Origin of the sequence: Micromonospora sonneratiae, assembly GCF_042679305.1 — a bacterium.
Lineage (GTDB): Bacteria > Actinomycetota > Actinomycetes > Mycobacteriales > Micromonosporaceae > Micromonospora_H > Micromonospora_H sonneratiae.
In genome coordinates this window covers 385865-405690 of record NZ_JBHTMP010000001.1, presented here as the reverse complement: position 1 = coordinate 405690, position 19826 = coordinate 385865, and the positions used below count along the sequence as shown (strand labels likewise).

General features: G+C 68.7%; 17 protein-coding genes. 11 read left to right on the top strand and 6 right to left on the bottom strand.

The window, feature by feature from the left end; all coding sequences use genetic code 11:
- Positions 1-23: 23 nt before the first annotated feature.
- From ACFQ4H_RS01680 to ACFQ4H_RS01670, 3 genes are all read right to left on the bottom strand, one after another.
- The gene (locus ACFQ4H_RS01680; protein WP_377566117.1) at positions 24-1100 is read right to left on the bottom strand and encodes an alcohol dehydrogenase catalytic domain-containing protein; all 1077 of its coding nucleotides are present in this window, start codon (positions 1098-1100) and stop codon (positions 24-26) included.
- Positions 1097-2545 (bottom strand): aldehyde dehydrogenase family protein, encoded by a 1449-nt coding sequence (locus ACFQ4H_RS01675; RefSeq protein ID WP_377566114.1) that lies wholly within the window; start codon positions 2543-2545, stop codon positions 1097-1099. The genes ACFQ4H_RS01680 and ACFQ4H_RS01675 overlap by 4 nt, the downstream gene beginning before the upstream one ends.
- Positions 2546-2665: 120 nt before the next feature.
- Entirely contained in the window at positions 2666-3304 is a 639-nt protein-coding gene (locus ACFQ4H_RS01670; RefSeq protein WP_377566111.1) for a TetR family transcriptional regulator, read from the bottom strand.
- 88 nt (positions 3305-3392) lie between these two features.
- Here ACFQ4H_RS01670 and ACFQ4H_RS01665 point away from each other — a divergent pair, with 88 nt between their 5' ends.
- The 6 genes from ACFQ4H_RS01665 to ACFQ4H_RS01640 all read left to right on the top strand — a co-directional run bounded on the left by ACFQ4H_RS01665 (position 3393) and on the right by ACFQ4H_RS01640 (position 10199).
- On the top strand, positions 3393-4544 hold the full coding sequence (locus tag ACFQ4H_RS01665) for an acyl-CoA dehydrogenase family protein (protein WP_377566109.1): 1152 nt from the start codon (positions 3393-3395) through the stop codon (positions 4542-4544).
- Positions 4545-4563: 19 nt separating this feature from the next.
- Positions 4564-5322 carry a 3-oxoacyl-ACP reductase FabG gene (gene fabG / locus ACFQ4H_RS01660; RefSeq protein WP_377566106.1) on the top strand — a complete coding sequence of 253 codons (759 nt, stop codon included), beginning with the start codon at positions 4564-4566 and terminating at the stop codon, positions 5320-5322.
- Positions 5323-5403: 81 nt separating this feature from the next.
- Complete coding sequence (locus ACFQ4H_RS01655; RefSeq protein WP_377566103.1) at positions 5404-6576, top strand: acyl-CoA dehydrogenase family protein; 1173 nt, start codon at positions 5404-5406, stop codon at positions 6574-6576.
- On the top strand, positions 6573-7058 hold the full coding sequence (locus tag ACFQ4H_RS01650; RefSeq protein ID WP_377566101.1) for a MaoC family dehydratase: 486 nt from the start codon (positions 6573-6575) through the stop codon (positions 7056-7058). The genes ACFQ4H_RS01655 and ACFQ4H_RS01650 overlap by 4 nt, the downstream gene beginning before the upstream one ends.
- Positions 7058-8650 (top strand): long-chain-fatty-acid--CoA ligase, encoded by a 1593-nt coding sequence (locus tag ACFQ4H_RS01645; RefSeq protein WP_377566098.1) that lies wholly within the window; start codon positions 7058-7060, stop codon positions 8648-8650. Before ACFQ4H_RS01650 ends, ACFQ4H_RS01645 begins: the two co-directional genes overlap by 1 nt.
- A gap of 97 nt (positions 8651-8747) precedes the next feature.
- Positions 8748-10199 (top strand): Fic family protein, encoded by a 1452-nt coding sequence (locus ACFQ4H_RS01640; protein ID WP_377566095.1) that lies wholly within the window; start codon positions 8748-8750, stop codon positions 10197-10199.
- A 34-nt stretch (positions 10200-10233) separates the two neighbouring features.
- Here ACFQ4H_RS01640 and thrC read toward each other — a convergent pair whose 3' ends face one another.
- Positions 10234-11487 carry a threonine synthase gene (thrC, locus tag ACFQ4H_RS01635; protein WP_377566229.1) on the bottom strand — a complete coding sequence of 418 codons (1254 nt, stop codon included), beginning with the start codon at positions 11485-11487 and terminating at the stop codon, positions 10234-10236.
- A gap of 189 nt (positions 11488-11676) precedes the next feature.
- Between thrC and ACFQ4H_RS01630 the strand changes: the two genes are divergently transcribed.
- The 5 genes from ACFQ4H_RS01630 (at position 11677) to ACFQ4H_RS01610 (ending at position 17701) form a co-directional block, all read left to right on the top strand.
- Positions 11677-12594, top strand: coding sequence for a LysR family transcriptional regulator (locus ACFQ4H_RS01630; protein ID WP_377566093.1), 918 nt, complete (start codon positions 11677-11679; stop codon positions 12592-12594).
- A gap of 321 nt (positions 12595-12915) precedes the next feature.
- The gene (locus ACFQ4H_RS01625; protein ID WP_377566090.1) at positions 12916-13176 is read left to right on the top strand and encodes a hypothetical protein; all 261 of its coding nucleotides are present in this window, start codon (positions 12916-12918) and stop codon (positions 13174-13176) included.
- 389 nt (positions 13177-13565) lie between these two features.
- On the top strand, positions 13566-15200 hold the full coding sequence (gene abc-f, locus ACFQ4H_RS01620) for a ribosomal protection-like ABC-F family protein (protein WP_377566087.1): 1635 nt from the start codon (positions 13566-13568) through the stop codon (positions 15198-15200).
- A 79-nt stretch (positions 15201-15279) separates the two neighbouring features.
- Entirely contained in the window at positions 15280-16953 is a 1674-nt protein-coding gene (locus tag ACFQ4H_RS01615; protein ID WP_377566084.1) for an ABC-F family ATP-binding cassette domain-containing protein, read from the top strand.
- Between the two features lie 106 nt (positions 16954-17059).
- Complete coding sequence (locus tag ACFQ4H_RS01610; protein ID WP_377566081.1) at positions 17060-17701, top strand: M15 family metallopeptidase; 642 nt, start codon at positions 17060-17062, stop codon at positions 17699-17701.
- 73 nt (positions 17702-17774) lie between these two features.
- Here the strand turns inward: ACFQ4H_RS01610 and ACFQ4H_RS01605 are convergent, their stop codons facing one another.
- Both ACFQ4H_RS01605 and ACFQ4H_RS01600 read right to left on the bottom strand, forming a co-directional pair.
- A complete protein-coding gene (locus ACFQ4H_RS01605; RefSeq protein WP_377566078.1) occupies positions 17775-18662 on the bottom strand; it encodes a hypothetical protein in 888 nt (295 codons plus the stop codon).
- Positions 18662-19669, bottom strand: coding sequence for a LuxR C-terminal-related transcriptional regulator (locus ACFQ4H_RS01600; RefSeq protein WP_377566075.1), 1008 nt, complete (start codon positions 19667-19669; stop codon positions 18662-18664). Before ACFQ4H_RS01600 ends, ACFQ4H_RS01605 begins: the two co-directional genes overlap by 1 nt.
- Positions 19670-19826: the final 157 nt, after the last annotated feature.

The window sequence follows — 19826 nt, the reverse complement described above, 5'->3', positions numbered from 1 at the left end:
CAGCGTCCGCCGGGGTACAACGGTCAGTCGAAGAGGACGACGGTACGGGCGCCCTCGCCCCGGGCCATCCGGGCGAAGGCGGCCGACGCCTCGGCGAGTCCACACCGGTCGGTGATCAACGGACCGAGGTCGAGTGACCCGTCGAGCACCGCGGCGGCCAGTTCCGGCACGTCCCGGTCCGGGTCCGAGGAGCCGTAGACCGAGGAGCGGAGGGTACGGGCGGAGTGGAAGATTTCCAGTGCGCTGAGTTCGACCAGATCCTCCTTCGCGCCCATCCCCACGACGATCACCTGGCCGCCGCGTCGGGTGGCCCGCCAGGCGGTGCGGATCGTGGCGGCCCGCCCGACGCACTCGAAGGCGTGGTCGACCCCACGCCCGTCGGTCAGTGCCCGGATCTGCCTACCGAGCATGTCGTCGGAGACCAGGAAGTCGGTGGCCCCGGCGGCCAGGGCCAGCCCACTCTTGGCCTCGGCGAGGTCGGCGGCGATGATCCGCCCGGCACCGGCCGTCCGGGCGGCGAGCACCGTCGCCAGTCCCACCCCGCCGAGCCCGAGGACCAGCACGGACTCACCAGGTGCGACGGCGGCGGTCCGGGTGACCGCGCCGACCCCGGTCAGCGCCGCGCAGCCGAGCAGGGCGGCCGATTCGAACGGCAGGCCGGCCGGGACGCCGATCACCGCGCGCTCGCTGACGACCACCTCCTCGGCAAGTGCGCCGAGACCGAGCGTGACGTGCACCGGCACACCTTCGGCGGTACGACCCCGGGCCACCGCCGGCACGCCTGCCTGGGCGCAGAGCCACGGTTCGCCGTGCTGACAGGACCAGCACTGCCGGCACGGGGGTGCCCAGTTCAGCACCACGTGGTCGCCGACACCCACCCGTCGTACGTCGTCGCCGACCTCGGCCACCACTCCGGCGGCCTCGTGCCCGAGCACCAGTGGGTACGCCGGGCTGATCGTCCCGTTCATCATGGACAGGTCGGAGTGGCACACCCCGGCGGCGCGGATCCGGACCCGGATCTCACCCGGACCCGGAGCGGGAAGTTCGATGTCGGTGACAGTCGGTTCGGCACCGACGCCCGTGACGACCAACGCCCTCATCGCTGGCTCTCCCCGAGCCGGGTCGTCCTGAGCTGGACCGCCTTGAGCTGGGTGAACTCGGTGAGCCCGTGCACGCCCAGCTCCCGGCCGATTCCGGACTGCTTGTAGCCACCGAACGGGGCCAGCGGATTGAAGGGGCCGCCGTTGATCTCCACCGAACCGGTACGGATCCGGCGTGCGACGGCGAGGGCCCGCTCGTCGTCACCGGCGAAGACCGCGCCGGCGAGCCCGTACCGGGAGTTGTTCGCGATCGCCACGGCCTGGTCGGCGTCGTCGAACGCCATCACCGAGAGGACCGGGCCGAAGACCTCCTCCTGGGCCAGTACGCTGTCGGGGCTCACGTCGGCGATGATGGTCGGTGCGACGAAGTACCCCCGTTCGGGGATCGGCGCGTCCGGTCCGCCGGTGACCAGGCGACCGCCGTCGGCGAGGCCGCGCTCGACGTGTCCGCGTACCCGGTCGCGTTGGGCGGCGGAGACCAGCGGCCCGAGCCGGGTGGCCGGTTCGAAGGGGTCGCCGAGCTGGTAGCCGGCGGCAATGTCGGCGGCTAGTTCGAGGGCTTCGGCGTACCGGCTGCGGTGCACCAGCATGCGGGTCCAGGCGGTGCAGGTCTGACCGGAGTTGATGAAGCAGTTGGCGATGCCGGCCCGGACCGCGGTGGCGAGGTCGGCGTCGTCGAGGATGATGTTCGCCGACTTGCCGCCGAGTTCGAGCGTCACCCGGGCGATCCGGTCGGCGGCCAGGTGGGAGATCCGCCGGCCGACGGCGGTGGAGCCGGTGAAGGAGACCATGTCCACGTCCGGATGCCCGGCGAGGGCTTCGCCGACCACCGGGCCGGTCCCGGTGACCAGGTTTACCACCCCGGGTGGTAGGTCGGCCTCTTCGATCGCGTCGAAGAGCTGGTAGGCCACCAGCGGGGTCAGCTCGCTCGGTTTCAGCACCACGGTGCAGCCGGCGGTCAGCGCGGGGGCCAGTTTGGCGATCACCTGTTGCAGTGGGTAGTTCCACGGGGTGATGGCGCCGACGACACCGACGGGTTCGCGCAGCACCAGGGAGTTGCCGATGGTCTCCACCGGCGTGGGCTGCCGGGCCAGGTCGACGTAGCTCTTCAGTACCGTCAGCGGGAGGCCGACCTGGACCCGGGTGGCGAACTTCTGCGGGGTGCCGAGTTCGAGGCTGATGGTTTCGGCGAGGGCACCGGCGCGGGAGGCGAGCGCGTCATGGAGCCGTTCCAGCGCGTCGGCCCGGTCGGCCGGACCGGTGCCGGCCCAACCGTCGAAGGCGGCGCGGGCGGCGGTGACGGCCCGGTCGACGTCGGTGGTGGTGCCGGCCGGGACTTCGGCGATGATCTCTTCGGTGACCGGGTTCTCCACCGGGATCTGCTCGGTTCCGTCCGGCCGCACCCATCGGCCGTCGAGATAGATTTCGGTACGGCTGAGCTGCATCGGAGGGTACCTCTCACATCGGGTGAGCGGGTGAGTGGACAACTGGGCCCACGGGTCAGCGGAGCGCTCGGGGCACGATAACTAGCGCTGCAAGTTTTCTCGACTGTAATGCCCGCTGCTTCATCGATCCATAGCCTGGGCGAGTTTCTCGAAACTGCGCGAGAGGCCGTCGATCAGCGCGTCCAGCCCGAGTGTGAACGCTCCTTCGTCGACACTGCGCTGATGCTCGGCCAGCCGGTGCGCCTGCCCGAGGTGTGGATGTGCGTCGTAGAGGGCCGGATCCTCGATGAACCCCTTGGCGAACGAGCCGAGGGCGGAGCCGGTGACCAGGTAGCGCATCAGGGCTCCGATGTGGGTGGCCCTCGCCGGCGGCCAGCCGGCGTCGACCAGGCCGCCGTAGACGGCGTCGGCCATCCGCAGTGACGCCGGCCGTCGGCCCGGCCCCTGGGCAAGGTACGGCACGATGTTCGGGTGCGCGGCCAGTGCCGCCCGGTAGGAGAGGGCCCAGAGCCGTAGCGCATCCCGCCAGTCGTGCGTACCGAAGAACGAGACGTCGACCTCGGCGATGATCATGTCGGCGACCGCGTCCAGGATCTCGTCCTTGGTGGCGAAGTGGTTGTAGAGCGACGGGCCACGGACCCCGAGTTCGGTGGCGAGCCGGCGGGTGGAGAGCGCGGCCAGCCCTTCGGCGTCGATGAGCGCGGCGGCGGTGGCCACGATCCGTTCCCGGCTGAGCAGGGCTTTACTGGGCCGTGGCATTGGTTGGTTTCCTCCGGATGGGCACGATCAGAACTCTTTCACATCCGGGTCTGGACGCGGTAAAACTTGCACCGCTAGTTTAATGCCCATGGATCTGAGCCTCTCGGCTGAACAGACCGCCGTACGCCGACTCGCGACCGAGTTCGTCGACCGCGAAGTGGCCCCGCACGCCGCCGCCGCGGACCGCGCCGAAGCTCTCGACCCGGGCATCGTCAGGAAGCTCGGCGACCTCGGCTTCCTCGGTCTGACCATCGACGAGACCGACGGCGGTTCCGGCGGCGACCACCTGACGTACTGCCTGGTGCTGGAGGAACTCGGCCGGGGCGACTCGTCGGTACGCGGCATCGTCTCGGTCTCCCTGGGGCTGGTCGCCAAGCCGATCGCGGCCCACGGCACGCCCGAACAGAAGGCCCGCTGGCTGCCCGGACTCTGCGCCGGCGAACTGCTCGGCAGCTTCGCGCTCACCGAACCCGACAGCGGATCCGACGCTGCGGCGCTGCGGACCCGGGCGGTACGCGACGGTGACGACTGGCTGATCAGCGGTACCAAGGTGTTCATCACCAACGGCACCCTCGCCGACGTGGTGCTGCTGTTCGCCCGTACCGGCGACCCCGGACCCCGGGGCATCACCGCCTTCCTGGTCCCCACCGGGAGCGTCGGGCTGACCCGTCGCCGGATCCACGGCAAGCTCGGGCTCCGTGGCCAGGACACCGCCGAACTGGTCCTCGACCGGGTCCGGGTGCCCGACAGTGCGCGGCTCGGAGCCGAAGGCGCCGGCTTCAAACTGGCACTCGGCACCCTGGCCAAGGGGCGGCTCTCCGTCGCCGCCGGCTGTGTGGGCATCGCCCAGGGCAGCCTGAACGCCGCACTTGCCTATGCGGCCGAGCGGGAACAGTTCGGTAGACCGATCGCCGGACACCAACTGGTGCAGCAGCTTCTCGCCGAGATCGCCGTCGACACCGCCGCCGCCCGGCTGCTCGTCTGGCAGGTTGCCGACCTGATCGACCGGAATCAGCCCTTCGCCACCGAATCGTCCATGGCGAAACTCTTCGCCACCGAGGCCGCCGTACGGGCCGCGAACAACGCGCTACAGGTCTTCGGCGGACACGGCTACATCGACGAATACCCGGTCGGAAAGTACCTGCGCGACGCCCGGGTCGCCACCCTCTACGAGGGGACCAGCCAGATCCAGCAACTACTCGTCGGGCGGGCGCTGACCGGCGTCAACGCCTTCAGGTGACCACCACCAGGGAGAGACCGTGAACAGATTCGCCGACCGGGTCGCCATCGTCACCGGCGCGGCCCAGGGCATCGGTGCCGCCACCGCCCGCCGACTGGCCGCCGAGGGGGCCGCCGTCGCGGTCGTCGACCTTGACGCCGAGCGGAGCAGACTCGTCGCCGACGAACTCACCGCCACCGGGGCCCGGGCGATCGGCCTCGGCTGCGACGTCACCGACGCCGACGCGGTCGAGGCGATGACCGAGCAGGTCGTCGCCGACCTCGGCGGACTGCACATCCTGGTCAACAACGCCGGCATCACCCGGGACAACCTGCTGTTCAAGATGACGGCCGCCGAGTGGCACGCGGTGCTGAACACCAACCTGACCAGCATGTTCCACTGCTGCCAGGCGGCGCAGAAGCGGATGGTCGCCGCCCGCTACGGTCGGATCGTCAACCTGAGCAGCCGCTCCGCGCTCGGTAACCGGGGACAGGTCAACTACGCCGCAGCCAAGGCCGGTGTGCAGGGACTTACCGCCACCCTCGCCATCGAACTGGGGCCGTACAACGTCACCGTCAACGCGGTCGCCCCCGGATACGTCGCCACCGCGATGACCGCCGCCACCGCCGTACGGGTCGGATCCAATCCGGAGGAGCACCAGAAGATGGTCGCCGAGTTGACCCCACTGCGTCGGGTCGGCCAGCCGACCGAGATCGCCTCGGTGGTCGCGTTCCTGGCCAGCGACGACGCCTCGTACGTCAGCGGCCAGACCCTCTACGTCAACGGCGGTGCCCGCTGACCGTCCGGCGGCACCCGGCAGGCCGGGCGGCACCCGGCAGGCCGGGCGAACGGTTCGACGACCAGACCAGAGGAGGAGATCGTGGACTTCGCACTGAGCGACGAGGAGCGGGCGATCCGGGACACCGCCCGGGAGTTCATCACCCGTGAGGTCGTACCGCTGGAGCCGGAGGTGCTGCGTCGCGAGCGCGCCCACCAGCCCGGCCTTGAGCCCGGCCAGCTACGCGAGTTGCAGCTCAAGGCCCGCAAGTTCGGCTTCTGGGGCCTGGACACCCCGGACGAGTACGGCGGGATGGGCCTGCCGGCCGTCACCCAGTCGCTGATCTGGACCGAGGTGGGCCGCAGCTTCGTGCCGTTCCGGTTCGGCGGGGAGGCGGACAACATCCTCTTCCACGCCAACGACGAGCAGCAGCGCGAATACCTGCTGCCGACCATCGAGGGTGAACGTCGCTCCTGTTTCGCCATCACCGAACCTGGTGCCGGCTCGGACGCGGCCAACATCCGGTTCGCCGCCCGCCGCGACGGTGACGACTGGGTACTAAACGGCGAGAAGACGTTCATCACCGGCGGCAACGAGGCCGACTTCGCCATCGTCATCGCGGTCACCGACCGGGACAAGGACGTACGCAAGGGGGGCAGCACCGCCTTCCTGGTGGACCGGACGATGGGCTGGCGTTCCGAGTTCATCCAGACGATGGGGGAGGGCGGGCCGGCGTCACTGATCTTCGAGGACGTCCGGGTACCGCAGCGGAACGTCCTCGGCGAGGTCGGACAGGGCTTCGCGCTCGCCATGCAGTGGATCGGCAAGGGGCGGTACGTCATCCCCTCGCACGCGCTCGGCATCGCCGAACGGGCACTGGGCATGGCGATCGAGTACGCGAACACCCGGCACACCTTCGGCCGACCGATCGGCGAGAACCAGGCGATCGGCTGGATGCTGGCCGACTCGGAAACCGAGTTGGAGGCGGCTCGCTGGCTGGTGCTCCGGGCGGCCTGGACCATCGACGCCGGACTCGACCCGAGGCACGCCTCCTCGATGGCGAAACTCTACGGCGCCGGCATGATCAACCGGGTGGTGGACCGCGTGATGCAGATCCACGGCGGTATGGGCTACACCCGGGAACTGCCGATCGAACGGTGGTACCGGCAGGTCCGGTTGCTGCGCATCTTCGAGGGCACCGACGAGATGCAACGACTGATCATCTCCCGCGACCTGCTGCGCGGCTACACGAAGCTCGGAGGGCACCTCGCGTGAGCACCTTCGAATCTGGGGTGAGGATCTTCCAGTCGCCCAGGGAACTCACCGCCGTGATCGGCGAGCCCCTCGGTCCCGGGCAGTGGCATCCGGTGGAACAGGACCGGGTGGACCTCTTCGCGGAAGCCACCGACGACCACCAGTGGATCCACGTCGACGCGGAGCGGGCCGCGTCCGGACCCTTCGGCGGCACCGTCGCCCACGGCTACCTCACCCTGTCACTGCTGCCAGCCCTGGTCCGTGACGTCTACCGGGTCGAGGGACTCCGGATGGGGGTCAACTACGGGTTGAACCGGGTACGGTTTCCGGCCCCGCTGCGTACCGGCAGCCGGATCCGGGCAACCGTCCGGGTCGACGAGGTGACCGAGGTAGCCGGCGGAGTCCAACTGGTCAATACGGTCACCGTGGAGAGCGACAGCGGTGGCAAACCGGTCTGTGTGGCCGAGACGGTCAGCCGGCTCTACTTCGCCCGGGAGGCGTGATGACCAGTCTTTCGCTGGCTGCCGTACTCGCCGAATCCGCCCGGAGGTATCCGACGAAGACCGCCGTCGTCGACGGCGAGGCCCGGATCACCTACGCGGACCTGTGGCAGGAGGCCCGGTCGTACGCGGCCGGACTGCGCGAGTTGGGCATGCGACCCGGCGGTACGGTCGCACTGCTGGCGCCGAACGTGGCCGACTTTCCGCGCGCCTACTATGCGGCGCTGGCGGTCGGCGCGACGGTCGTTCCGGTCCATCTGCTGCTCACCGCGGAAGAGGCAGCCTACGTGCTCCGGGACAGTCGGGCCGAACTGCTGATCTGTCACGGTAGCCAACTCGCGATGGGTGCGGCGGCGGCCGAGCGGGCCGGTATTCCGCTGGTCACCGTCGGGGTGGTGCCGTCGGATCCAGCCCAGGCTACGGAGTCGACGGTTCCGGTCCAGCGTTCGGCAGCGTTGCCACGCTCCCCAATCCGGCGGCTGGCGGAGCTGTGCTCCGGGCTGGAACCGCTGCCGTCGTACGCCTCGCGCAGCGCGGAGGATCCGGCGGTGATCCTCTACACCAGCGGCACCACCGGTGAGCCGAAGGGCGCCGTGCTGACCCACCTCAACCTGGTGATGAACGCGATGGTGAACGTCTTCGACGCCAACGACGCCCGACCCACCGACGTGGTGCTGGGCTGTCTGCCGCTGTTCCACAGCTTCGGGCAGACGGTGGCGATGAACGGCACCTTCCGGATCGGCGGCACCCTGGTGCTGCTGGCCCGGTTCACCGGTCCGGCCGCACTGGAGTTGATGGTCCGGGAGCGGGTGGACGTCTTCCACGGGGTACCGACGATGTACCTCGCGCTGTTGGAGGCCGCCGCCGGCCGTACGGCGCTGCCCCGGCTGCGGCTCTGCATCTCCGGCGGCGCATCACTGCCGGTCGCCGTACTCGAACGCTTCAACACGGCCTTCGACACGACGATCTTCGAGGGGTACGGGCTGTCGGAGACCTCGCCGACCGCGACCACCAACCAGCCGCACTTCGGTACCCGGGCCGGTACGGTCGGCCACCCGGTCTGGGGGGTCGAGGTGGAGATCGCCCGCCCGGAGGTCCCGGAGCGGATCGAGCTGCTGGGCGTCGGTGAACTGGGCGAGATCGTGATTCGTGGGCACAACGTGTTCGATCGATATCTCGGCCGTCCGGAGGCGACCGGGGAGGCGCTCGTCGACGGCTGGTTCCGTACCGGGGACCTCGGCACGCGGGACGCCGACGGCTTCGTCACCATCGTGGACCGGACCAAGGATGTCGTCATCCGGGGCGGTTTCAACGTCTATCCGCGCGAGGTGGAGGAGGTGCTGGCCCGGCACCCGGCGGTTGCCCAGGTCGCCGTGATCGGTGTACCGGACCCGGTACACGGGGAGGAGATCTGCGCGGTGGTGGTGCTGGATCCCTCGGTTGACCCGCCGGACGTCCAGGAGGTCATCGGCTGGGCGCGGGAGCGGCTCGGCCGGCACAAGTATCCGCGCCGGATCCGGTTCGTGTCGGAGTTGCCGCTCGGGCCGAGTCACAAGGTGCTCAAACGGGAGTTGCGTCGGTCGATCACCGAGTGAGTCGACGGCGGCGACCTTGCCCGATCGGCTGGGTAGCGAGTCTGAGCCGTGCCCCTTCGGCGGCGGGTGTCCGACCGGCCTGTCAGGATGGCTGCCGATGTCGGATGACGAATCGTGGAAGCGGATCGCACCAGCCTTGCTCACCTGGGCTGACGTTGATCCGGCCAGGCACCCGTTCGACGCTGTCCGGGCGGGTGACGTGGTACGGGCCGTCGCGCCTCCCGTACCACCACCGCCGAAGTGGGTCGGCTTCCAACTTGTCGGTGGTAGTGAGGCCGAGCAGTGGCGGAACGTCGTGAGTCATGCCCTCGTCGACCGGTGCGGGCGCTGGGCCTGCGGCTGGTGGTGGTTTGCCGGTGCGGGCGAATACCACGGCGGACCGGTCGACGGATGGTGCTGCGTCTCGCATTCCGTCACGTCTGCGGACGAGACCCTGACCCTCGTCGCAGAATCGCTGATCGGATGGCGAGGCTGGTTGGCGGACCTGGCCGGGCAGTTCACCCGTTTTCTGCCGCTGCTCAGGTCCCAGGAGTCACCGGACGACCTGGTCGTCGCCTGGGAGGTCGCTGTCGCTCAACTCGTGAACCTGACCGCGGCACGATCTCGCAGTGACGGCGGTTGGTACGCCCGCTGCCAGCAGGTCCTTACCTGGTTCCTCACCGCTGCCGGGATTCCCGAGCAGCACCGTTCGACGCTGATCGAGGACGCCATCGATGGACGGTTCGAGAGCTGGGTGGAACCCAGCACGGTGGCCATCACCGACGTTGCGGAGCGGCTGGCACATCGGATCGTAGGGCCGCAGGCCACCGGACGAGCAGCCCAGCCGACACCCGGGACCGACGACTGGCCCGACACCTGGCCGCCCGGCTGGCCATCGTTACGGACCAGCAACCTGCCAGCTCAGCCCCGCCGGTACCGTCGACCGGAAGCCGGGCCGGCTACGGACGATCTGGCCGCGTGGCAAGCCGTGCGCGCCCGGGTCGACTGGAGCATCGCCGCCGGCCACGTGTCCGGCCCAGTCCGAACCGACCGGGATGCGATCGCCGACCATGTCGCCCAACGTCCGGCGGGCAGCCAGGAGTTGACTGTCGCACTCGGCCAGGTACGCCGGGCGGCGGCCGAGGGCGGACCGCTCACTTTCGTACGGCTGGCGGAGTGGCAGCGCACGGTGCTCGGGGTACCCGAGGCGGGTTTCCGTGCCGGCCCCGCCTACGCCAAACGGGGCCGGGAACGCTACCTCTGGCGGCCTGATCTTCCTGCCCGGTTCGAGGAATGCCTGGCACAGGCCACCGATGACGACCTGCCGCTACCGTCCCGAGCTGCCCGGGTCTATCTCGACGTGGCGTTCTTCCATCCGTTCGACGACGGCAACGCCCGCGCCGCCATGCTGGCGCTCTACTACGTGCTGGCCCGGGAGGAGGTGGTCCTCGACCGTGCCGCACCGCTGCTCGTGACCGTACGACAGGCGGGCGACCAGTTCGGTGCCGCCGGGCTCGCAAAACTGGTCGAACTGCTGATCGCCGCGACGAGACGGCGCATGCGGGCCTGAGCGATCCGGTCGACTGTCGACGGTGCCGGGGTGGTCACAGCATTGCCCGTACGACGTCGGGCGTGAGCGGGATCGGCGGGACCACGTCGTCCGGCCCGTGCCGTTTTTCGTGTTTCAGCGATCGTGCTATCGCGTCCGTGTCCTTCAGTAGGTTTCCCGTAAGGATGCAGGCGGCTGTCTCGTCCGGGCCGACGTCTCCGGCGGATACGAGTCGACGTAGTCCGGCAAGCGAGGCAGCGGAGGCCGGCTCACAGCCGATTCCACTCCGGTCGATCCGGTTCTTCGCCTCGAGGATTTCGTTGTCGGTGACCGAGACGGTGATGCCGTCCGACTGTTCGATCACGTAGCGCATCGCCTTCGGCCAGTTCGGTGGATGGCCGATGTTCAGGGCCGAGGCGACCGTGGCGGGCCGAGGCTCGGGGATGAGGCTTCGTTCCTTCGCCGCGACCATGCGGTGGAAGGGGGACGCGCCCTCGGCCTGAACGATCGCAATCCGTGGGACGGAGTCGATGAATCCGGTCCGATGTAGCTCCAGCAGTCCCTTCCCGATCGCGGATGCGTTGCTGAGCGCGCCACCGGGAACGACCAGCCAGTCGGGGAGTGTCCAGCCCAACTGGTGCGCGAGTTCGAACGCGATGCTCTTCTGGCCCTCGACACGGAGCGGGTTGATCGAGTTGCAGACGTACAGCCCGAACTCGTCCGCGTGGCGTTCGAGGAAACGAATGCCGTCGTCGTAGCCGCCCTCGGTCCGGATGAGTCGCGCTCCGTACGCCTCGGTCTGTAGCGCCTTGTTGCGAGACACGCCATGCGAAGGAAGGAAGACGGTCGACTTCGATCCGCTCAACGCGGCGTACATCGCCATCGACGAGGACGTGTTCCCCGTGGAGGTACACGCGAAATTGTCGTAGCCGAGCCAGCGACCGTGGGAGACGGCAACGGTCATTCCGTTGTCCTTGAACGAGCCGCTCGGGTTCTCGCTCTGCGCTTTGATCCACAGTTTGCGAACACCCGCGTAGCTGGTGAGCGACTCGCTCTCGTAGAGCCCCGTGTTGCCCTCGTACTTGGTCACGATCTGATCGATTGGCAGCTCTGGATGGATGAGCTCCTTGTAGCGCCAGACCCCTCCGGAGAACGGGGTGCCGCGCTCACCGAGCCGCGAATCGAATACGTGTTTCAGTCGATCGGCGTCGACGTCCGACAGGTTGTGGTGGACGACATCCAGTAGCCCCTGGCAATCGCACCGAAATGGTGGACGCCTCGAGTCGAACGATTCCTTGCCGCATTCCATGCAACGGTAGTTCATCCGCGAGAGAGCCTCGGCCTGGTTCGACGTGTCGATGGCGAGTCGAACCGCCTGGTCTCTTTCCCCCTTCGCCTTCTCCGAGTCCGTTTGTATGAGGCTAGAAGGAGGCAACCGATAGCACTAGTATATGTTTCTTGTGAACTCATAACCTGTGCTGATGGGACGTGGCCTCTGGTGAACCTGCATGCCTTCCGTATGTTCTACGAGGTCATCGAATGCGGCAGCGTGACGAAGGCCGCCGAGCGACTGCGGGTGAGTCAGCCTGCGGTGACGGCTCAGCTGCGCAAACTCGAGCGCGAACTCGGGCTCACGCTGTTCCGCCCGCAGGGCAGGGGCATCGCTCCGACCGAGGCGGGCCGGTGGCTGGCTGATCGGGCGCGGGTGTTGTTCGCCCTGGAACGCGACATCGAACGAGGGGCCCAACTCATCCGGCTCGGCGAGAAGGGCACGCTGCGGATCGCCGCGACGTACCTGCCCGCCAACATGCTCCTGCCGGGCTGGGTCGCAAACTGGAAACGGGCCCACCCGGAGATCGACATTGTTTTGACGACATCGAACTCACGCGAGGCTCTCGACCGGCTGCTGCACTACGAGGCCGATCTCGCTGTCGTAGGCGGAGGACGGCCACTGCCGGCCGGGCTACGCCGTGAACAGGTCCTGTACGACGAACTCTGCTTCATCGTCTCGAGCGGCCATCCGCTCGCCGGTCGGAACGCAACCCTGGAAAGGGTACTGGCTGAGCCGATCGTCGCCAGGGAGAAGGGAAGCTCCGGCCGGGAGCTTCTGGCGGCGATATGCCAGATGCACGGTGTGCCCGCCCCGCGCATCGGATTGCAGTGCAGCGGAACGGCGGAAACGATCAGGGCTGTCGCGTCAGGTTACGGAACCGCACTGGCCTCAGCACTTGAAGTGCGGGACAGCGTCGAACGTGGCGAGGTCAGCCGGGTCACCGTCGACGGTGTGCGGATCGAGAATCCGATCGGCCTCTATCTGCGCGCCGGGGAGGCGCCCCCACCAGCCGCTGAGAACTTCGCGACGTACATCAGAGCCCGCCGTTCCGAGGGTTCACTACCCGGACAATCCAGATCATGAATCAATGACAACGATGGTGGACCCCCAAAAGCATGACATTGATGATGGAGAAACTCAGGTAGAGTCCGCCCAACTGCGCCACACGCCAAAAGGTCGGCACCTTTCGCGCGAGGTGTCCGAAATGGAGGTGACCCGTTGATCAGGGCAGCCGTCGGAACGGAGCAGACGGCAACTGGTCGACGGAGTTGGTGATGGGCGCGATGGGCTCTTTCATGCCCAGGGCCATTGCCGGACCGACCTGGATCCTGGGGCGTAGGCCGTTCATGGACAACTGGTGGCCCGTGGTCCTCGACGGACCGGGCTGGGAAGAAGGGAGAAACGATGGCGGAGATTTCAGGTCGCCCTCGCATCCGCGCTCTCGTCACTGCCGCTGCGGTGGCTGGCGGTCTGGTGCTCGGCATGGCCTCGCCCGCGCACGCGGACTACAGAAGCCCGCTCTACCACTCGCTTTCGGCCTGCAATGCCGCCCGGCCGGCGTACGCCAGCTCATGGACGTCGCCGGGACCATGCTGGGCTGTGTACTACTGGGTCAACGGGCAGAAGCGGACCGGTTGGTACTTCACGGTGAAGACCCGGTCCTGAGATCCGTCGGCCCACCCTGTTTGGGCCGGGTTGCTGCCGGCGCCCGTGCGGGTGGGACAGCGGTCAATCCCGCCGGGGTGTTGCGGCAGCCCCGGCGTCGGTGTGGCGGTGTGTCCCCAAGAACACCGTCACACCATTCGCCGTCTGATGGCTGGCGGCGGCGCATGGCCGGGCGGGCCGTTGCTGGTACGCTCGGGACTACGTCAACTGTGACCGAGGAGACCAGACATGGCGGGTGACGACGACATCTCCGGGTGATACCCGGATCTGACAGGCTGCTGGACCGTGCGCGAGAGCCTACGCGCCGTAGCGGCCCGTTTTGTCGTCCCCTTTTCCATGAATCGGGCATCACGTTCCCGTATGCCCGCGTCTCACCCGAGGTTTCCTTCATGTCTGACGCCTCCATCACCGCTTCGAACCTCTCGTTCGCCTGGCCCGACGACACACCGGTCTTCGAAGACCTGTCTTTCACCGTGGGCAGCGGACGCACGGGCCTGGTCGCGCCCAACGGTGCCGGCAAGAGCACCCTGCTCAAACTGATCGCGGGTGAATTGCGACCGACCACCGGATCCGTGTCCGTGAACGGCACGCTCGGATACCTCCCACAAACCCTTCCCCTGACCGGTGATCTCACGGTGGCCGAGGTCCTGGGCGTCGCCACGGTGATCCAGGCGATCGACGCGGTGGAGTCGGGGGACACGAGTGAGGAACACTTCACGACCATCGGCGACGACTGGGACATCGAGGAACGCACCCGTGCCCAACTGCACCGACTGGGTCTGGCCGACCTCGCTTTCGACCAGAGCATGAGCACGCTCAGCGGCGGTCAGATCGTCTCACTCGGCCTGGCAGCCCAGTTGCTGAAGCAGCCCGACGTGCTGCTGCTCGACGAGCCGACCAACAACCTCGACCTCGACGCCCGCCACAAGCTCTACGACGTGCTGGCGGACTGGAACGGCTGCCTGCTGCTCGTCAGCCACGACCGGGCGCTGCTCGACCGGATGGAGCGCATCGCCGAACTCGACCGCGATGAACTGCGTTTCTACGGCGGCAACTTCACGCAGTACGAGGCGGCGGTGCGGGCCGAGCAGGAGGTGGCCGAGAAGAACGTACGCAACGCCGAGCAGGAGTTGAAGCGGGAGAAGCGGGAGATGCAGCAGGCCCGGGAACGGGCCGAACGCCGCGCCAGCAACGCCGCCCGCAACCTCAAGAACGCGGGCCTGCCCCGCATCGTCGCCGGGAACATGATGCGGGGTGCTCAGGAGTCCGCGGGCCGGGCGGGTCAGATGCACGCCTCCCGGGTCAGCGAGGCCAGGGCACGGCTGGACGAGGCGGGGCGGGCCCTGCGCGACGAGCAGCGGATCACGCTGGACCTGCCGGACACCAACGTCCCCGCCGGACGCACGCTCCTCCTCGGCGAGCAGATGCAGGTCCGCCTCGGCGGACGGGCCGTGTTCGCCGGAGACGGTGTCGACCTGACGATCCGGGGTCCCGAACGCATCGCCCTGACCGGTCCCAACGGTGCGGGCAAGAGCACGCTGCTACGCCTGATCAACGGTGATCTCGAACTGGGCAGTGGCCGGATCAAGCGGGCGGACGGCCGGATCGCCTACCTCTCGCAGCGTCTGGACCTGCTGGACCTCGACCGCACCGTCGCCGAGAACTTCGCCGCCTTCGCCCCCGGTCGGACCGAGGCGGAGCGGATGAACCTGCTTGCGCGCTTCCTCTTCCGGGGGACCCGGGCCCATCTTCCGGTCGGGGTGCTCTCCGGTGGTGAACGGCTGCGAGCCACTCTGGCCTGCGTCCTGTGCGCCGAACCGGCACCGCAGTTGCTGCTGCTCGACGAGCCGACGAACAACCTCGATCTGAGCAGCGTCGGCCAGTTGGAAAGCGCCCTGGGCTCCTATCAGGGGGCGTTCGTGGTGGTCAGCCACGACGAGCGGTTCCTCGTCGAGATCGGCGTGGACCGGTGGCTGCGGCTGGCCGACGGCGAACTGACGGAGACCGGGGCACCGCAGGTGTGAGCCGCTGACGTGTCGACCGGGTCCGCGTCCGAGGTTTCCGCCCGGCGGGCCGAGTACCGATCACGTTTGGTGGACCAACATGCCTCAACCAGCCCTGATCGCCCACGACATCGTCCGTACCCTCGGGAGCCGGCGGGTGATCGACGGCGTCTCCCTCACGGCGTCTCCCGGGCACCGCATCGGACTGATCGGGGAGAACGGCGTCGGCAAGTCGACGCTGCTGCGCCTGCTCGCGGGCACGGACGCCCCCGACGCCGGCAGCATCACCCGGCCGGCCGATCTGGGCTTTCTGCACCAGGAGATGCCATTCGACACCGGGTCGACGATCGCCGACGTACTGGATGACGCGCTACGTGAGGCCCGCGCCGATCTGGCTGAACTCGACCGCCTCACCGAGCTGGTGGCCGGCACCCCGCAGGAGGATCCCGGCTATGCGGAACTGCTCGACGCGTACGGGCAACGCCTCGAGCACGCCCGGGAACGGGAGGCGTGGGACGCCGACCGACGCGCCGCGATCATGCTCGAAGGGCTCGGCCTCGGCACGTTCCGACCCGACCGGACCCTCGGTTCGCTCTCCGGTGGGCAGCGCGGCCGTCTGGCGTTGGCGGCGCTGCTGGTCCGTCGACCTTCGGCGCTGCTGCTGGACGAGCCGACCAACCACCTCGACGACAACGCTGCCGCCTTCGTGGAGGAGCAACTGCGTAGCCTGCCCGGGGCCGTCGTGGTGGCCAGCCACGACCGGGCCTTCCTCGACGCCGTCTGCACGGATCTGATCGATCTCGATCCAGCGATGGACGGTCCGGTGCGGTACGGCGGCAACTACAGCGCCTACCAGGCGGAGAAACGGGCCGAGCGGGAACGCTGGGAACGGCGTCATGCCGAGGAACAGGAGAAGCTGGAGGCGTTGCGTCGTGCGGCCGGGGTGACCGCGTACCTCGTCGCCCCCGGTCGTGAGCGGCGTGACAACGAGAAGATGGGCTACGGTCACCGCGCCGGCCGGGTGCAGAACCAGATCGCACGACGCGTGCGCAACGCGACCCGACAACTCGACGAACTGGAACACGGTCGCATCGGTGAGCCGCCGCAGCCGTTGCGTTTCCGGACCACCGCGCTCGTCGAACAGGCGGCTGACGGCACACTCGTCTCCCTGCGGGACGTGTGCGTGCCGGGGCGGCTCACCATCGGGCAGCTGAACATAGCCGCCACGGAACGCCTACTCGTCACGGGAGGCAACGGGGCGGGAAAGTCGACGCTTCTGGCCGTACTCGCCGGGTGTCTCGCAGCCGAGGGCGAGATACGGCGGCGGCCCGGGCTGACCGTGGCGCTGCTGGCCCAGGACACCGTGTTCGCCCGACCGGACCGTAGCGCACGTGACACCTATGGGCTTTCGCTCGGCCCCGAGCGGGTGGAGGCCGTTCCGCTGAACTCACTGGGTCTGCTGCACGAGACGGACCTGGACAGGCCCGTCGGGGAGTTGTCGGTCGGCCAGCGACGTCGGCTCGCACTGGCACTCCTGGTGGCGAGTCCACCGCAGCTGTTGCTGCTCGACGAACCCACGAACCACCTGTCCCCGCGACTGTGCGACGAGCTGGAGGCCGCCCTGGGCACCGGCCCCGGCGCGGTCGTCGTGGCCAGCCATGACCGGTGGCTACGTAGGCGCTGGCAGGGACGCGAGATCCGGTTGCCCTTCCGTGGTGCCTCCGGATCCGACGACCGGCCAGCATCCGGGGCGTCGTCCCGCTCGATATCCTGATCGTCGGCGGATGGCCGACCATGGGCCGAGCCCGGGCCGGCGGACCCGTCCAGCCCGGACCCTCGCCGGCAGCACTGCCAGGCGCCGACCTGATTGGAGCCGTCCCTTGATCCTGCTCTCCGACCGGCGAATCTCCGCCATCCCACTCGGTGACACCGGCGAGGCCATGGTCGATCTGCGCGAGATCGCGGAATTTCGGGTCGACGATCGTCTGGCCGACGCGGCCGGGGCGTACGCACACCTGCGGGAAGGCACCGTGGAGAGGCTGTTGACCGCCCAGCGGTCCCTGCCGGACGGGCTGCGGCTGCTGGTCGTCGAGGGCTACCGGCCGCTCTGGCTCCAGACGAAGTACTTCGACGACTACCGGGACGAGCTGCGCCTACGGTATCCGGACTGGGACGCCGAGCGGCTACGCGTCGAGGCCAGCAAGTACGTCTCGCCGCCCGAAGTCGCCCCGCACAGCACCGGCGGTACCGTCGACCTCACGCTGTGCACCCCCGACGGACACGAGCTGGACATGGGTACGGCCGTCAACGCCACCCCGGTGCAGAGCGCCAACGCCTGCTTCACCGGGTCGCCCGACATCTCCGCCGAGGCGCGGCGCAATCGGGACATCCTCGGTACGGCGCTACGGGCGGCTGGAATGGTCAACTACCCGACGGAGTGGTGGCACTGGTCGTACGGCGACCGTTACTGGGCGCTGAGCACCGGAGCCGACCAGACCCGTTACGGTCCGATCGACCTGTGAGCGGTGACCACGCCGGCCGGGGCGGACCTGCCGGTCGAAGGCGGCGACGGTGGACGACACCGGGCCTGACCGGCTAGCCGTCGAGCAGCTCGCTTTCCCTGAGGGCGGCCTGCACACCGGCCTGGAACCTGGTCCGGGCACCGAGGTCGTCCATCAGTTTCGCGATCCGACGCTGTGCCGTGCGGTAGCTCACGCCGAGCTGTTTGGCGATCGCCATGTCGGTCAGCCCGGCCAGCAGCAGCTTGGGCAGTTGGTCGGTGGCCGAGGCCCGGCTACCGATGCCCGATGTCGAGCCCATCGGATCGGAGATCGACCACACCTCCTCGAACAGCTCCTGCAACGCATCCAGCAGGCCACCGGGGGACACCACGAGTGCGTATGCCTCGTCGGCGCGGCGGACCGGGATGACGGCGAGCCGGTCGTCGGCGAGATACAGGGTGGCCGGAAGGTCCACCTGGAAACGGGCCCGTACCGAGGGCGGGATCAGTGGTGGCTCGTAGTCCAGCACGGCCCGGCAGGGCAGATCCGGATCGGGGATGGGGCACTCCCGGCGTTCGGTGGTGCGTACCAGGCAGCGGAGCTCCCGTTGCGCGACTGACCGGACCTGGAGCATCCGTTCCTCGGTCGCGTGGACACCGACGTAGATGGCGAGCGCGGCCGCACTCTCGCCGTCGGCCTGGCTGCTTCGGTAACGTGTCGCCAGGTCGTCGACGTGCCGACGCGCGGCACCCAGTGCACGTTCGCGTGGACCGAGCACGATGTCCGCGGCGACATCCGGGTCCACCGGTAGGAACTGGCCCCCGACCTCCCGCAACAGGCCCCGGTCACGCAGCCTGGCCAGGCTCGACGCCAGAGCATGCAGCTCGTCCGGGGCGAGTCCCGGGCCCGCCACCAGCCGTTCGTAGAGCGCCTCCCCATCGGGGTCCAATCCCGCCACCCACAGCCGCCCGTCGGCAACCATCATCGTCCTCTGGTCGGGAGGTCCGGATCCGTCCCGCCCCCGCGCAGCCAACCGGCCTTGACGGCCAGGATGCCGGCCTGGTAGCGGGTGGTGGCGCCGAGCCGGGCCTTCATCGCGTGTACGTGCTTGCGGACCGTGCGTTCGTGCCAACCGAGGTGGGCGGCGATCTCGGAGTCGGTCAGCCCCGACACCAGCAGCGTCAACACACTGCGTTCCGCAGGTGTCGGTGCCGCAGTGCCGACGTGCAACTTGGGCCCTGAGGTGGCTGCCGCGTAGACACTCAGCGGTACGGCCCGGGTCCAGCGCAGTTCGAACAGGGTCGACAGGCTGGCCATCAGGGTCGGGTCGCGCACGACCATCCCGTGCATGACGTGGGCGTTGTCGGCGATCGGCACGATGCCGACCGTCTCATCGGCGATCATCATCTTCATCGGTAGGTTTCCGACCACCCGGGCCTCCTCGCCGCACCGCAGGCTCCCCAGGACGTGTTGAAGGCGGCCGGGTATCTCCAACCCACGCCGGTCGTAGAGCGTCCGGTAGGTGGTCCCGTTCGCCAGCAGATCCATCTGGACCTCGTTGGCGACCAACGGGTTTGCGGCGTACGGAGGAGCGTCGAAGGCACGGACCTCCCGCTCGGCACTGCGTTGCACCATGTCCACCGCCCGGGCGATCGCCTCGGCACCGTACACCGGTGCCACGGCATCGCCGGCTGCGTGGGGTACGGACGGGCTGGCGGCGGTCATGGCGAGGGCGCGCAGGTGCCGGCGGGTCTCGGCCAGTTGTGCGGACCGCCTGTGCAGCAGTGCGTCGAAGGCGAGCCGGGGTGGAATCGCCGCAACCTGCCCGGGCAGTCGTACCACCAGCCCGAGTCGGACGAGACGGTCGATGGTCGGCAGATGATCGTCGATGCCGGAGTTGGCCAGGGCCTCCATGGACATCGGTGAGCGTGGAACGAGGAATTCGTACAGATCCTGTTCCGCGCTGGTCAGACCGAGGACCGTCAGCACGTCGCGATTATCGATTGATCGAACCAGTTAACGCCATCGTTGTTTTCCATCTGGAACACACCGTTACCGGGGCCGGAACGCGCCATGGCGCGCATAGGGCCTCGGGTAGATCTTCCATCGGTCGATGTGACCTGAGATCGTCTCGTCGGGCGCCCAC